The sequence below is a fragment of the Actinomycetota bacterium genome (assembly GCA_009923495.1).
Classification (GTDB): Bacteria; Actinomycetota; Actinomycetes; order S36-B12; family UBA5976; genus UBA5976.
On record RFTJ01000001.1, the window covers coordinates 201,785 to 216,743 of the forward strand.

Below are 14,959 nucleotides of genomic sequence, written 5' to 3' on the forward strand. Positions count from 1 at the left end.
TCTGTCTTGGTCCAGTTAGCTAACTGGTCCACCAAAGATGTCGATACGGTCGCCAGCTGCCACGGTTACGATTGCTCGCTTGGTGTCTGGGCGCTTGCCAAAGCCAGTACGAGTGCGCAAGCGCTTGCCCTGGCGGTTGATGATGTTCACGCCGGTGACTTTTACCCCGAAAACTTCGGCTACGGCCAACTTGATTTGAGTCTTGTTGGCATCTGGGCGAACAACGAATGTGTACTTGTTTTCATCAAGAAGCGCATAGCTCTTTTCTGAAATGACTGGTGCTAAAAGAATGTCGCGTGGGTCTGCGATTTTCATGACTTACGCCTCCACTTCTGCAGAAGTTGCAACTGCGGTAACGGACTTGCCGCGAGCTGGACCTGCGATAAAGGTTTCAAGCGCAGCCTTGGTGAATACAACATCATCGCTGATAAGTACGTCGTAGGTGTTCAATTGGTCGACAACTAATACGTGTACATTCTGTGCGTTGCGCAAGCTAACCGCTGAAACGACTTCGGTGCGGTCTAGGACGACCAAGATGTTCTTAGCAGTTGAAATGTTTGCTAATGCAGCTAGTGCACTCTTGGTGGATGGGTTTTCGCCTTCAACAATTGCTGAAACAACGTGAACTTGACCATTACGAGCGCGGTCTGAAAGTGCCCCACGAAGAGCAGCTACTTTCATTTTCTTCGGGGTGCGCTGTGAGTAATCACGAGGTGTTGGTCCATGGACCACGCCACCGCCGCGGTACTGCGGAGCACGAATCGAGCCCTGACGAGCGCGACCGGTTCCCTTCTGCTTGAAAGGCTTCTTACCTGATCCGCTTACTTCACCACGGTCTTTGGTGTCGTGGTTACCACTGCGAGCAGCAGCAAGCTGGGCAACTACTACCTGATGAATAAGTGCAACATTTGCCTGCACATCAAAAAGTTCTGCAGGTAATTCAACCTTGCCAGCTTTTGTGCCTTCTGGTGTCTTAACGTCTACTGAAGTCATGGTTATGCTCCCTTCGCTGCAGTGCGAAGTAGAACTACGCTGCCGGTAGGACCTGGAATTGCACCTTTGATCAAGATGATGCCTTTTTCGGCGTCAACTGCCTGGACCTGCAAGTTCTGAGTTGTCTGCTTGATACCACCCATGCGGCCAGACATGCGCACACCTTTGAATACTCGGCCAGGAGTTGCGCAAGCGCCAATTGAACCGGGTTTGCGGTGATTCTTGTGCGCACCGTGTGAAGCACTTACGCCAGCAAATCCGTGGCGCTTCATAGTTCCAGCAAAACCTTTACCTTTGGTAACACCAGTTACGTCAATGGTGGTTCCGGCTTCGAAAGTATCTGCACCAAGTTCTTGTCCGAGGGTGTACTCGGAAGCGTTATCAAAACGAAGTTCGATTAAGTGACGGCGAGGCGTGACGCCAGCCTTTGCAAAATGCCCTAATTGTGGCTGAGTTACTTTGCGTGGATCTACTTGGCCAAATGCAATCTGCACAGCGCTGTAGCCATCGACTTCAGGTGTACGCACCTGAGTCACGACGCAAGGTCCTGCCTTAATTACGGTAACTGGAACAATGCGATTGTTCTCATCCCATACCTGAGTCATGCCCAGCTTTTCGCCGAGTAGACCCTTCTTATCGGTAGCCATGTTTCTCTAATCCCGTCAGAGCTTAATCTCGATATCAACACCAGCAGGCAGGTCAAGACGCATCAGCGAATCAACCGTCTTTGGTGTTGGGTCAATGATGTCAATGAGGCGCTTGTGGGTACGCATCTCAAAGTGTTCGCGAGAATCCTTGTACTTGTGCGGTGAGCGAATCACGCAGTACACGTTCTTCTCAGTTGGCAGTGGAACCGGCCCAGCAACCTTCGCGCCAGTAGGGGTTACCGTCTCGACAATCTTTCGTGCCGATGAATCAATAACTTCGTGATCGTAGGCCTTTAGCCTGATACGAATTTTCTGTCCAGCCATCTTGGCTTGACCGTCCTTTTCTGTAGATACTGCCTGTTTGTCTTAACTTGTCTTACTGATTGGATGCTGCGGTGACTCTTGCGAGCCACCGCAGCTCACCAAATTTGTTACTTGATAACCTTTACAACTCGGCCTGCGCCAACGGTGCGGCCACCTTCGCGAATAGCGAAACGCAGACCTTCATCCATAGCGATTGGCTGAATCAGAGTTACTGACATTTCGGTGTTGTCGCCAGGCATAACCATTTCGGTTCCTGATGGCAACTTAACTACGCCAGTTACGTCCGTGGTACGGAAGTAGAACTGTGGGCGGTAGTTGTCGAAGAATGGAGTGTGACGGCCACCTTCATCCTTGCTCAGGATGTAAACCTGTGCTTCGAATTCGGTGTGTGGGGTCACTGAACCTGGCTTGCAAAGAACCTGGCCGCGCTCAACATCTTCACGCTTGGTTCCACGAAGCAAAAGACCAACGTTCTCGCCAGCCTGACCTTCGTCAAGAAGCTTGCGGAACATTTCAACACCGGTAACGGTGGTCTTCTGTACGTCTGGGCGGATACCAACGATTTCGATTTCTTCGTTGACCTTGATGATGCCCTGCTCGATACGACCCGTAACAACGGTGCCACGACCAGTGATCGTGAATACGTCTTCAACTGGCATCAAGAATGGCTTGTCAGTTTCACGAGCTGGTGTTGGGATGTAGTCATCTACAGCCTTCATCAATTCAAGGATTGACTCTGCCCACTTTGCATCGCCCTGAAGTGCAGGGAAAGCAGCTACGCGAACAACTGGAATGTCATCGCCTGGGAATTCGTATGAAGAAAGAAGTTCACGAACTTCCATTTCCACCAATTCGATGAGTTCTTCATCATCAACCATGTCGCACTTATTTAGTGCAACAACGATTGCAGGAACACCAACCTGGCGAGCAAGTAGTACGTGCTCTTTGGTCTGAGGCATTGGGCCGTCAGTCGCTGCAACCACGAGGATTGCACCGTCCATCTGAGCCGCGCCGGTGATCATGTTCTTGATGTAGTCAGCGTGACCCGGGCAGTCAACGTGCGCGTAGTGACGAACCTCGGTCTGATACTCAACGTGAGCGATCGAGATCGTAATACCGCGTTGACGCTCTTCAGGTGCCTTGTCGATCTGATCGAAAGGCGTGAATGGGTTTACGTCTGGGTATGCGTCGTGCAGCACCTTGGTGATGGCAGCAGTCAGCGTGGTCTTGCCGTGGTCAATGTGACCGATTGTGCCGATGTTTACGTGCGGCTTTGTCCGCTCGAACTTCGCCTTTGCCACTGTGGGTCCTCCTGGATCCTTGTGCCGATGGTTTTTGCCGATGTGACCTTCACTTCGACCATCATTTTGGTTTTTTGGCCTGTGGGGCCGTTACTCGCCCCGCGCTTTCGAGACGATTTCCGTCTGTACATTCGCAGGAACTTGAGCGTATGAGTTGAACTCCATGGAGTAACTCGCACGCCCTTGAGTACGACTACGAAGGTCTCCCACATAGCCGAACATTTCAGACAACGGCACTAGAGCTCGGACCACGCGAGCGCCGTGGCGCTCGTCCATGGCCTGAATCTGGCCGCGTCGAGAATTGAGGTCGCCAATAACATCTCCCATGAAATCTTCTGGGGTAGTTACTTCGACTGACATCATCGGTTCAAGAATTACTGGGCCCGCTTGACGCGCACCTTCTTTGAATGCCATTGAACCGGCGAGTTTGAATGCAAGTTCTGAAGAGTCAACATCGTGGTAAGCACCGTCAATCAGGGTTACCTGAACATCAACCATTGGGTAGCCAGCAAGAACGCCATTCTCCATAGCCTCTTGGCAGCCAGCGTCAACCGATGGAATGTATTCGCGTGGGATACGTCCACCAGTAATCTTGTTGACAAATTCATACCCAGTCTGTGAGCCTTCGGCGTCAGCTTCGGCCTTAAATGGCGCGATACCGATTTGGATCTTCGCGAACTGACCTGAACCACCGGTCTGCTTCTTGTGGGTGTAGTCAATTCGGTCAACTGACTTGGTGATGGTTTCACGGTAGGCAACCTGTGGCTTGCCAACATTTGCTTCAACCTTGAATTCGCGCTTCATACGATCTACGAGGATTTCAAGATGTAATTCGCCCATGCCCGCGATGATGGTCTGGCCAGTCTCTTCGTCAGTGTGAACGCGGAAAGTTGGATCTTCTTCGGAAAGACGCTGGATAGCGGTACCCAACTTGTCTTGGTCACCCTTGGTCTTTGGTTCGATAGCAACAGAGATAACCGGTGCTGGGAACGTCATTGACTCTAGAACGATTGGATTGCTTGGGTCACATAAAGTTTCACCGGTTGTGGTGTCCTTTAAGCCCATAACTGCGATGATGTCGCCAGCGCCTACTGAAGAAATTTCTTCGCGTTTGTTGGCATGCATTCGATAAATCTTGCCAATTCGCTCCTTGCGATCCTTAACTGAGTTAAGAACCTGTGAGCCAGCCTCTAGGCGACCTGAGTAAACGCGGACGTAAGTCAATTTACCTAAGTGTGGGTCGGTCGCAATCTTGAATGCAAGCGCTGCCAATGGTTCTTTATCGCTAGGTGTGCGCTCGATCTCAACATCTTCATGTCCTGGCTTGTGGCCTAGAGTTACTGGCACATCAAGTGGTGAAGGTAGGTAACGAACAACAGCGTCAAGCATTGGCTGTACGCCCTTGTTCTTGAAAGCTGTTCCAGTAACGATTGGCACGGCAGTACCTGCGATACATACTCGACGGATTGCGCCATGAATCTCGTCTTCGGTAATTGAAGTTTCGTCTTCGAAGAACTTCTCCATGAATGTTTCATCGTTTTCCGCGATGGTCTCAAGCATTGCGTGACGGTACTCGTCTGCTTGATCCTGCAAATCTGCCGGAATGTCTTCAAGAACATAATCTTCACCGATTGCAGTTTCGCCACGCCAAACCATTGCCCGCATGCGAATCAAATCAACTAGACCAATGAAATCGCCCTCCGCACCAATTGGCAGCTGAAGGACGAGTGGGTTTGCGCCAAGACGCTCTTTAATCATGTCAACACACATAAAGAAGCTTGCGCCTGTGCGATCAAGTTTGTTTACGAAGCAAATACGAGGAACGTTGTATTTATTCGCCTGACGCCATACAGTCTCGGACTGTGGCTCAACACCGGCAACGCCATCGAATACGGCTACCGCGCCATCAAGTACTCGAAGTGATCGCTCAACTTCAACAGTGAAGTCAACGTGACCGGGTGTATCGATGATGTTGATGGTGTGGTCTTTCCAAGTGCAAGTGGTTGCAGCAGAGGTAATAGTGATGCCGCGCTCTTGCTCCTGTTCCATCCAGTCCATGGTTGCTGCACCTTCGTGAACTTCACCAATCTTGTAATTGATACCGGTGTAGAACAGGATGCGCTCGGTGGTGGTAGTTTTGCCCGCGTCAATGTGCGCCATGATCCCGATGTTTCGGGTCTTGACGAGGTCGAGTGAGGTCTCAGTTGCCACTTTGTCTGTCTCTTTTTCTCGTGATTACCAGCGGTAGTGAGCAAAGGCCTTGTTGGACTCTGCCATTTTGTGGGTGTCTTCTCGCTTCTTTACAGCAGCACCTAGGCCGTTAGAAGCATCCAAAATTTCATTCATTAAGCGTTCGGTCATGGTCTTCTCGCGACGTGCACGTGAGTAACCAACTAACCAACGAAGAGCAAGGGTGTTAGCTCGGCCAGGCTTTACCTCGACTGGAACCTGATAGGTAGCGCCACCGACTCGACGACTACGGACCTCAAGAGTTGGGCGAACATTTTCTAATGCGCGGCGAAGCGTCTGCACTGGATCGGTACCAGTTTTCTCGCGACAACCTTCTAGTGCGCCGTAGACGATTGATTCGGCAGTTGACTTCTTGCCATCAAGAAGAATCTTGTTAACAAGTTGGGTTACAACTGGTGAGGCGTAAACCGGATCAATAACGACGGGTCGCTTAGGAGCAGGACCTTTGCGTGGCATTAGCTCTTCTCCTTCTTCGCGCCGTAGCGGCTACGTGCTTGCTTGCGGTTCTTAACACCTTGGGTGTCTAGTGCGCCACGAATAATCTTGTAACGAACACCAGGAAGATCCTTCACACGACCACCGCGGACAAGCACGATTGAGTGCTCCTGCAAGTTGTGGCCTTCGCCTGGAATGTAAGCGGTGACTTCGATTTTGCTGGTCAAACGCACGCGAGCAACTTTGCGCAAAGCCGAGTTTGGCTTTTTAGGCGTTGTTGTATAGACACGCGTGCAAACACCACGGCGCTGAGGGCTACCCTGCAAGGCAGGGGTGGTGTTCTTGGTGACCTTATCCTGTCGACCTTTACGGACCAACTGTTGGATTGTTGGCACACTTACTCCTTAGCTTTCGAAGTCCAACGCGGTTGCGTTGGAACAACTGTTTTGTTTTTGTGAGTTGGAATTGCTTCCCGCTTCTGCGACCCACGCGGTCGGGTGTGTCGCCCAATTCGCAGAAATCTTTACCGCATTCTCAATCAATTGAGCACATGTCGGCAAGTTCTGCCCCATTGGGGAAGCCCTAGGCATAGGTGCGAGACCCAACTTTCGTTGGGCACAAGGGAAAACACTACCTACTAAGTCCGAGCAGGTCAAAACGAGATATCGGGCCAAAATGAGCTGCGGCGTGTCGCGCCGGCAACTGGCTGAATAAACATTACCAGGGTGAGCAAAAACCGCCATAAAATTCAATGTTTGCAGGGATTTTGGTGGCAAAACCGAAATATGGGGCCAGAACCACGTTCTAACCCCATATTTTGCTCGGTTACGATGATCAGGCGCTAGCTTGCGGCTGATTTTCGTTTTGCTACTGCGCGTATTCGACTTCGTTTAAGAGTCCGGTTGCCACATCAAACACAAAGCCGCGCACTTGGTCAGTATGTGGAATGAATGGACTGTTCTTAATGCGAGCTATTGACTGTCGCACATCTGTATCCAGATCTTCAAAGGCTTCAGCAGCCCATTCTGGCTTGATGCCAGTTTCATCCTGGATTGATTTCTTGAATCCATCGTCGGTGAAAGTAAGCATTCCGCAATCAGTGTGATGAATCAGGATGATTTCCTTGGTTCCAAGTAACCGCTGACTGATAGCTAATGATCGAATCTCGTCATCAGTTACTACGCCACCGGCATTACGAATGACATGTGATTCTCCCTGCCCGAGACCTAGGATGCCGTAGACATCTAGTCGAGCGTCCATGCAGGCCACAACAGCAATGTTGCGCGCTGGCGGTAGTGGTAGCGGACCAGTGAATGTTTCGGCGTACTTGCGATTGTTTTCCAAATATTCGTCAGTTACTGACATAGTTTTCCCTTTACTGAATTAGTTAGTTTGCGATTGAATTAGTATGCAAAAAGACCACTAGTTAGTTGCCCAGAAAAACTGACAACTGCTTCGTGAACTAGTGGTCTTAACTACAGCGAGTAGTAGTAAGCGTCATATTGTCAACGTGCAGTCGACGAACTAAGAGTTGTATCTGACGCATGTGAAAATTATTGCCGATAATCTTTTGCATTGCCTGAATAGATTTTTCAACTGCACAGATTTTGCAAAAACAAATTTTCATAAAAATGGGGCCGAGTTTGCACTCGACCCCATTTAAATTTTTACTTAGGCGTTGGAGCGACCTAATTCAAAATCATCCAAGCGGACAGCTTCGCCGGTGCCGGTGCCGAAATCAGCAATCTCATAAGCGTCAAAAGAACTCATGGTTGCATAAACTGCAGCCTTGGCTTCTTCGGTTGGTTCAACTTTGACATTGCGATAGCGCGGAAGTCCAGTACCAGCAGGGATCAACTTACCGATGATGACATTTTCCTTTAGGCCAAGCAATGGATCTTTCTTGCCATTGATTGCAGCGTCAGTAAGCACACGAGTGGTCTCCTGGAACGATGCAGCCGACAACCATGATTCGGTTGCAAGAGAAGCCTTGGTAATACCCATCAACTCTGGACGAGCTGATGCGGACTTGCCCTTATTCTCGGTAACCAATTGGCGGTTCGCACTTTCGTAAGCGGTGCGCTCAACAAGTTCACCGGTTAGGAACTGTGAGTCACCCTGCTCGACGATAACTACGCGCTTGAGCATCTGCCGCACGATTACTTCGATGTGCTTATCGTGAATAGATACACCCTGTGAGCGATAAACTTCCTGAACTTCATCAGTAAGGTGAATCTGCACCTGGCGTGGACCGCGAATACGCAAAACTTCCTTTGGATCGGGCTTTCCAAGCAATAGCGGCTGACCGGCTTGCACAGTGTCACCATCAGCAAGCGTTCGACCATCCCGTGTTCCATCAATTGTGGCCAGCTTTGCCCGGCGTGGAATTGCATATGACAATTCTTCGTCACCATTATCTGGAATGACCACGATCTTACGAGCCTTATCGGTTTCATCAATACGGATACGTCCGGTAGCTGCGCTGATCGGCGCAACGCCCTTCGGAGTACGTGCCTCAAACAATTCGACAACGCGAGGTAGACCGTGGGTAATGTCGCCACCATCTGCCGCACCACCGGTGTGGAAGGTACGCATAGTTAGCTGGGTTCCAGGTTCACCAATCGACTGAGCAGCAATGATACCTACAGCTTCACCGATATCAACAAGTTTTCCAGTTGCAAGTGAACGGCCGTAGCACTTCGCACAAGTACCGTAGCGGCTATCGCAGGTAAGAACTGAGCGAACTTTAACTTCTTCAATTCCAGCTGCAATAATCGCGTCAACATCAAGGATGCCGATGTCAGTTCCCGCGGCATAAAGTGTCTTACCGCCAGCAACAACATCTTGCGCTAAACAGCGAGATGCGATTGAGGTATCAAGGTGACTATCGGTCAGGCTCTTTGCCAAACCACGATCAGTTCCGCAGTCAATTTCACGGATGATGACATCCTGTGAAACGTCAACTAGTCGTCGAGTTAGGTAACCCGAGTCAGCGGTACGAAGCGCAGTATCGGCCAAACCTTTACGAGCGCCGTGAGTCGAGATGAAGTACTCAAGTACTGACAAGCCTTCACGGAAGTTGCTCTTGATTGGTCGCGGAATGATCTCACCCTTCGGGTTAGCCACCAGACCACGCATACCTGCAATCTGTCGAATCTGAAGCATGTTTCCACGAGCACCCGAATCCACCATCATCCAGACAGGGTTGGTTACTGGGAAGTTTGCGGTCATGGCTTCAGCAACTCGACTTGTTGCATCTGTCCAAACTTCAATCAGTTCCTGACGACGCTCAGAGTCAGCAATCAAACCGCGGTCGTATTGCTTCTGAATCTTCTCAGCTTTTTCTTCTGCTTCAGCAAGCAAGGCACCCTTTGAATCAGGAGCCACGACATCAGCAAAGGAGATGGTTACGCCAGAGCGAGTTGCCCAGTGGAATCCGGCTTCCTTCAGCGCATCCAAAGTGGTAGCAACCTGGACTTTAGGATAACGCTCAGCCAAGTCATTAATAATTTCACCAAGCTTTGACTTCTTAACTTCAGTGTTAACAAATGGGTAGTTGTCAGGCAAGGCTTCGTTGAATAGCGCTCGGCCAAGGGTCGTTTCTAGGACAACACTGTCGCCAGGATTCCAGCCCTCTGGAGTTTCATCGGCCGGTGGCACAACATCGGCAAAGAGGATCTTTACCTTACTCTGCAGGCCAAGATTGTGAATGTCGTAGGCCATTACTGCCTCTGCTACCGAACTGTAAATTTGACCTTCACCTAGGCCACCAGCTTGATGACGAGTAAGCGAGTACAAACCTAGAACCATGTCCTGAGTCGGCGAGGTAATTGGGCGGCCATTCGCTGGCGACAAAATGTTATTCGTCGAAAGCATCAAGACGCGCGCTTCAGCCTGAGCTTCTGCAGACAATGGAACGTGCACAGCCATCTGGTCACCGTCGAAGTCAGCGTTGAACGCGGTACATACGAGTGGGTGAATCTGGATTGCCTTGCCTTCAATCAACTGTGGTTCGAAAGCCTGAATACCCAAGCGGTGCAGGGTAGGTGCGCGGTTAAGTAGCACAGGATGTTCAGTAATAACTTCTTCCAAGACATCCCAGACAACTGATCGCTGACGCTCAACCATGCGCTTTGCACTCTTGATGTTCTGTGCGTGATTTAAATCAACCAAGCGCTTCATGACGAACGGCTTGAAAAGTTCAAGTGCCATTTGCTTTGGCAAACCACACTGATGCAGTTTGAGCTGTGGACCAACAACGATTACCGAACGGCCTGAGTAGTCAACGCGCTTGCCGAGCAAGTTCTGACGGAAACGACCCTGCTTACCCTTAAGCATGTCTGAAAGTGACTTAAGCGGACGGTTACCCGGACCAGTTACTGGACGACCACGGCGACCGTTGTCGAACAATGCATCAACAGATTCCTGAAGCATGCGCTTCTCGTTGTTGACGATGATTTCAGGTGCGCCAAGATCAAGAAGACGCTTCAAACGGTTGTTGCGATTGATAACGCGACGGTACAAATCGTTCAAGTCTGAGGTAGCGAAACGGCCACCATCAAGCTGAACCATCGGACGTAGATCTGGTGGAATAACTGGAACAGCGTCAAGCACCATAGCTGCTGGTGAACCACCAGTGGCTAGGAATGCGTTAACCACTTTGAGACGCTTTAGCGCACGGGTCTTCTTCTGGCCCTTTCCGTGTTCGATGATTTCCTTTAGCTTTTCCGCTTCGCCAAGTAGGTCAAAAGTTTCTAAACGATGCTGGATAGCGGCAGCACCCATGCCACCTTTGAAGTACCGACCGTAGCCTTCACGCATTTCACGGTAAAGAATCTCGTCACCTTCAAGATCTTGCACCTTAAGTGTGCGGAAGCGATCAAACACTTTGTCGAGACGATCAATTTCAGCGTCCGCTTTTTTGCGCACACTAGCAATCTCGCGTTCACCAGATTCACGAACTTTACGCTTGGTGTCAGCCTTGGCACCTTCGGCTTCAAGTTCGGCTAGGTCCTCTTCCATCTTTTGTAGGCGCTCGTTAATGATGGCATCGCGCTTGTTGGTGAGGTTCTTCTTCTTTTCGCCTAAGCGAGCTTCCAAAGTTGGCAAGTCTTCACGACGACCTGCTTCATCAACTTCGGTAATCATGTAGGCAGCGAAGTAGATAACCTTTTCCAAGTCTTTTGGTGCGAGGTCTAGCAGGTAACCCAGACGGCTTGGCACACCCTTGAAGTACCAAATGTGAGTTACTGGAGCAGCAAGTTCGATGTGACCCATGCGCTCGCGGCGAACTTTTGAGCGGGTTACTTCAACGCCACATCGTTCACAAACGATGCCCTTGAAGCGTACGCGCTTGTACTTACCGCAGTAACATTCCCAGTCACGAGTTGGACCGAAAATCTTTTCGCAGAAGAGTCCATCACGCTCAGGCTTTAAGGTTCGGTAGTTGATGGTCTCTGGCTTCTTTACTTCACCATGCGACCAGGCGCGAATGTGCTCAGCACCAGCAAGACCGATTCGCAATTCGTCGAAGACATTTACGTCTAGCACTTTGTTTCCTCTATTTCTATTAAAACTCTTGGGGACGGATACTTACGCGAAGATTAGATTTCTTCGACACTGAGCGCCTCGCGGCGTGACAGGTCGATACCTAGTTCTTCAGCGGTGCGGAAGACTTCTTCAGCAGTGTCGCGCAATTCGATTGCTTGACCATCGCTTGAAAGTACTTCGACGTTGAGACACAAGGACTGCATTTCTTTGATCAGAACCTTGAACGACTCAGGGATACCTGGTTCAGGGATGTTCTCGCCCTTAACGATGGCCTCATAAACGCGAACGCGACCAAGCACATCGTCAGACTTGATGGTGAGCAGTTCCTGGAGTGCGTATGAAGCACCGTATGCTTCGAGTGCCCAAACTTCCATCTCACCAAAACGCTGTCCACCGAACTGTGCCTTACCACCAAGTGGCTGCTGGGTAATCATTGAGTAAGGACCGGTTGAGCGAGCGTGAATCTTGTCATCTACCAAGTGCAGTAGCTTCAAGATGTAGGCGTAGCCAACTGAAATTTCACCAGGGAATGGCTCTCCGGAACGACCATCAAACAATTTGGCCTTTCCATTTTCGCCAACCAAAGTTAGCCCCTCTTGAGTCTTTAAAGTTGATGAGAGCAGGCCGGTGATTTCTTCTTCACGCGCGCCATCAAAGACTGGGGTGGCCAAACGAGTGCGTGGCTCGATTGACTTGTTTCCTGACTTAATCAAGTTTTCAGCCCAATCCGGTTCGCCTTCGATTTCCCAGCCTTGTGATGCAATCCAACCGAGATGTAACTCAAGAATCTGGCCAATGTTCATACGGCCTGGAACACCAAGTGGATTCAGAATTACATCAACTGGAGTTCCGTCTTCCAAAAATGGCATATCTTCGGGTGGAAGAATCTTGGCGATTACACCCTTGTTGCCGTGTCTACCGGCTAACTTGTCACCTTCGGTGATTTTGCGCTTCTGGGCGATGTAAACGCGAACCATTTGATTTACGCCAGGGGCTAGTTCATCGCCGTCTTCGGCAGAGAACACCCGAACTCCAATGACCTTGCCGGATTCACCATGCGGAACCTTAAGTGAGGTGTCGCGAACTTCACGCGCCTTCTCACCAAAGATTGCGCGAAGCAAACGCTCTTCGGGAGTTAGCTCTGTCTCACCCTTAGGTGTTACCTTGCCAACCAACAAGTCGCCTGGCACAACATCGGCGCCAACGCGAATGATTCCGCGTTCGTCGAGGTCGGCTAGAACTTCGTCGGAAAGATTTGGTAGGTCGCGAGTGATTTCCTCTGGACCAAGTTTGGTGTCGCGAGCATCAATTTCATGTTCTTCAATGTGGATCGAAGAAAGTACGTCATCCTGTACGAGTCGCTGATTAATGCCACTACCAGTAGCAACGATTACATCACCAGCATCTTTAGCTGCGCGGTACTCCATACCGGTTCCAACATAGGGAGCTTCAGCACGGAGCAATGGCACCGCCTGACGTTGCATATTTGCGCCCATGAGCGCGCGGTTTGCATCGTCATGCTCAAGGAACGGAATCATTGCAGTGGCAACAGAGACCATCTGACGAGGTGAAACATCCATGAAGTCAACTTCGTCGCCAGTCACATAGTCAACTTCTCCACCTTTTTTGCGAACCAGAACGCGCTGGTCTTTAAAAGTGTTGTCGTCATTCAGAAGTGAATTAGCCTGCGCAATAACGTGCAAGTCTTCTTCATCTGCAGTTAAGTACTCAATCTTGTCAGTTACTTTACCTTTGGACACCTTGCGGTATGGAGTCTCGACAAAGCCGAATGCATTAATGCGCGCAAAGGTTGAGAGCGCACCAATCAGACCGATGTTTGGACCTTCAGGGGTTTCAATCGGGCACATACGGCCGTAGTGAGAAGGGTGCACGTCGCGAACTTCGAAGCCGGCGCGCTCACGAGAAAGTCCACCCGGACCAAGCGCTGACAAGCGACGCTTGTGGGTTAGACCTGAAAGTGGGTTGGTCTGATCCATGAACTGTGACAACTGTGAAGTTCCGAAGAACTCTTTGATTGCTGCAATAACTGGACGGGTGTTGATCAAAGTAAGCGGAGTAATCGCTTCTGGATCCTGCGTGGTCATACGCTCGCGAACTACGCGCTCCATGCGCGATAGGCCGGTGCGAATCTGATTCTGGATTAATTCGCCAACGGTGCGAAGACGACGATTACCAAAGTGATCGATGTCATCGACTTCTACCCGAGTTGTGCCACGGGTCGACTGGAACTCAGTTTCTGTCGCATGCAGACGAACCAAATATTCGATAGTTGCAAGGATGTCGCTAACTTCAAGGACGGTCTTGGTTGGATCGGTGGTTAGACCAAGCTTCTTGTTGACTTTGTAACGACCAACTTTTGCAAGGTCATAGCGCTTGGGATTGAAGTAGAAATTATTCAGCAGACTGCGCGAGGCTTCAACAGTTGGTGGTTCACCTGGACGAAGTTTGCGATAGATATCGAGTAGGGCTTCATCCTGTGTCGTAGTGGTGTCTTTATCCAAGGTGCTCATCATTGATTCATAAGCACCGAACTGAGTCCGGATGTCATCATTGGTAAGACCAAGAGCCTTGAGAAATGTGGTTACGTGCTGCTTGCGCTTACGATCAATGCGAACAGAAACGATATCCTTTTTGTCAATTTCAAACTCAAGCCAAGCACCGCGGCTTGGAATGATTTTGGTGGTGAAGACATCTTTGTCAGATGACTTGTCAATCGAGCTTTCAAAGTAAACACCAGGTGAGCGAACCAACTGTGAAACAACTACCCGCTCGGTTCCGTTGATAATGAAAGTGCCCATCTTGGTCATAAGTGGGAAATCACCCATGAACACGGTCTGGCTCTTGATTTCGCCAGTTTCGTTGTTCATGAATTCAGCGTTCACATAAAGTGGCTGTGAGTAAGTTAGGTCTTTATCGCGACATTCATCTTCGGTGTACTTCGGATCATCGAAACCTGGTTCAGAGAAAGTTAGCGACATCTGGCCGTTGTAATCTTCGATCGGGCTGATTTCAGCAAACACATCGACTAGACCTGCGGTCTGCGGGATTTCAGTGTTGCCGGATTCAAGGGCTGCAGCGACGCGAGCTTTCCACGCATCGTTGCCAAGAAGCCAGTCAAATGATTCCATCTGCAGCGCCAACAAATTCGGAGCTTCTAGTGGCTCACGAATTTTGGCGAAAGAGACCCGCTTTGGGCCAGTGGAACTGCGGGAAGTTGAGCGCGAGGATGCCAAGGGTGTTCCTTCCGAACGTACGAGCATGAAGCCACAACAAAATAGACCCCGTCAAATGCACAGGGCAGATGAATGGTCTGTTTTTGGGTATGGCGAACTTACAGCATACCTAGAGGCGGTTGCCGCTGTCCAATGCAGGAATTTTTCTAGCAAAAACCCTCGTATTTCAGGCTTTTTGTCGGTGCCGGACAGCTAATCCACACGA

General features: G+C 50.2%; 11 protein-coding genes. All 11 read right to left on the minus strand.

All coding sequences use genetic code 11. From position 1 onward, the window contains the following. Positions 1-15: 15 nt before the first annotated feature. Positions 16-315, minus strand: coding sequence for a 50S ribosomal protein L23 (locus EBS36_01085; GenBank protein ID NBU31753.1), 300 nt, complete (start codon positions 313-315; stop codon positions 16-18). A gap of 3 nt (positions 316-318) precedes the next feature. Next, positions 319-993: a 50S ribosomal protein L4 gene (locus EBS36_01090; protein NBU31754.1), complete on the minus strand. Its 675-nt coding sequence runs from the start codon at positions 991-993 to the stop codon at positions 319-321. 2 nt (positions 994-995) lie between these two features. Beyond that, complete coding sequence (locus EBS36_01095; protein NBU31755.1) at positions 996-1,640, minus strand: 50S ribosomal protein L3; 645 nt, start codon at positions 1,638-1,640, stop codon at positions 996-998. Between the two features lie 15 nt (positions 1,641-1,655). After that, positions 1,656-1,964 (minus strand): 30S ribosomal protein S10, encoded by a 309-nt coding sequence (locus EBS36_01100; GenBank protein ID NBU31756.1) that lies wholly within the window; start codon positions 1,962-1,964, stop codon positions 1,656-1,658. A gap of 107 nt (positions 1,965-2,071) precedes the next feature. Beyond that, positions 2,072-3,265, minus strand: a complete 1,194-nt coding sequence (tuf, locus tag EBS36_01105) for an elongation factor Tu (protein ID NBU31757.1) — start codon at positions 3,263-3,265, stop codon at positions 2,072-2,074. A 90-nt stretch (positions 3,266-3,355) separates the two neighbouring features. After that, on the minus strand, positions 3,356-5,476 hold the full coding sequence (fusA, locus tag EBS36_01110) for an elongation factor G (GenBank protein ID NBU31758.1): 2,121 nt from the start codon (positions 5,474-5,476) through the stop codon (positions 3,356-3,358). 24 nt (positions 5,477-5,500) lie between these two features. Next, positions 5,501-5,971: a 30S ribosomal protein S7 gene (locus EBS36_01115; GenBank protein NBU31759.1), complete on the minus strand. Its 471-nt coding sequence runs from the start codon at positions 5,969-5,971 to the stop codon at positions 5,501-5,503. After that, positions 5,971-6,345: a 30S ribosomal protein S12 gene (locus EBS36_01120; GenBank protein ID NBU31760.1), complete on the minus strand. Its 375-nt coding sequence runs from the start codon at positions 6,343-6,345 to the stop codon at positions 5,971-5,973. The genes EBS36_01115 and EBS36_01120 overlap by 1 nt, the downstream gene beginning before the upstream one ends. A 472-nt stretch (positions 6,346-6,817) precedes the next feature. Then, complete coding sequence (locus EBS36_01125) at positions 6,818-7,315, minus strand: carbonic anhydrase (GenBank protein NBU31761.1); 498 nt, start codon at positions 7,313-7,315, stop codon at positions 6,818-6,820. Between the two features lie 306 nt (positions 7,316-7,621). Then, a complete protein-coding gene (locus EBS36_01130) occupies positions 7,622-11,500 on the minus strand; it encodes a DNA-directed RNA polymerase subunit beta' (GenBank protein NBU31762.1) in 3,879 nt (1,292 codons plus the stop codon). Positions 11,501-11,553: 53 nt separating this feature from the next. Further along, positions 11,554-14,781: a DNA-directed RNA polymerase subunit beta gene (locus EBS36_01135; protein ID NBU31763.1), complete on the minus strand. Its 3,228-nt coding sequence runs from the start codon at positions 14,779-14,781 to the stop codon at positions 11,554-11,556. Positions 14,782-14,959 lie beyond the last annotated feature (178 nt).

Excerpts from the sequence above, each read along its gene's own strand:
- EBS36_01115 (NBU31759.1), bottom strand. The coding sequence starts at position 5,971 with ATGCCACGCAAAGGTCCTGCTCCTAAGCGACCCGTCGTTATTGATCCG.
- EBS36_01095 (NBU31755.1), bottom strand. The coding sequence starts at position 1,640 with ATGGCTACCGATAAGAAGGGTCTACTCGGCGAAAAGCTGGGCATGACT.
- EBS36_01135 (NBU31763.1), bottom strand. The coding sequence starts at position 14,781 with ATGCTCGTACGTTCGGAAGGAACACCCTTGGCATCCTCGCGCTCAACT.
- EBS36_01090 (NBU31754.1), bottom strand. The coding sequence starts at position 993 with ATGACTTCAGTAGACGTTAAGACACCAGAAGGCACAAAAGCTGGCAAG.
- EBS36_01085 (NBU31753.1), bottom strand. The coding sequence starts at position 315 with ATGAAAATCGCAGACCCACGCGACATTCTTTTAGCACCAGTCATTTCA.
- EBS36_01125 (NBU31761.1), bottom strand. The coding sequence starts at position 7,315 with ATGTCAGTAACTGACGAATATTTGGAAAACAATCGCAAGTACGCCGAA.
- EBS36_01100 (NBU31756.1), bottom strand. The coding sequence starts at position 1,964 with ATGGCTGGACAGAAAATTCGTATCAGGCTAAAGGCCTACGATCACGAA.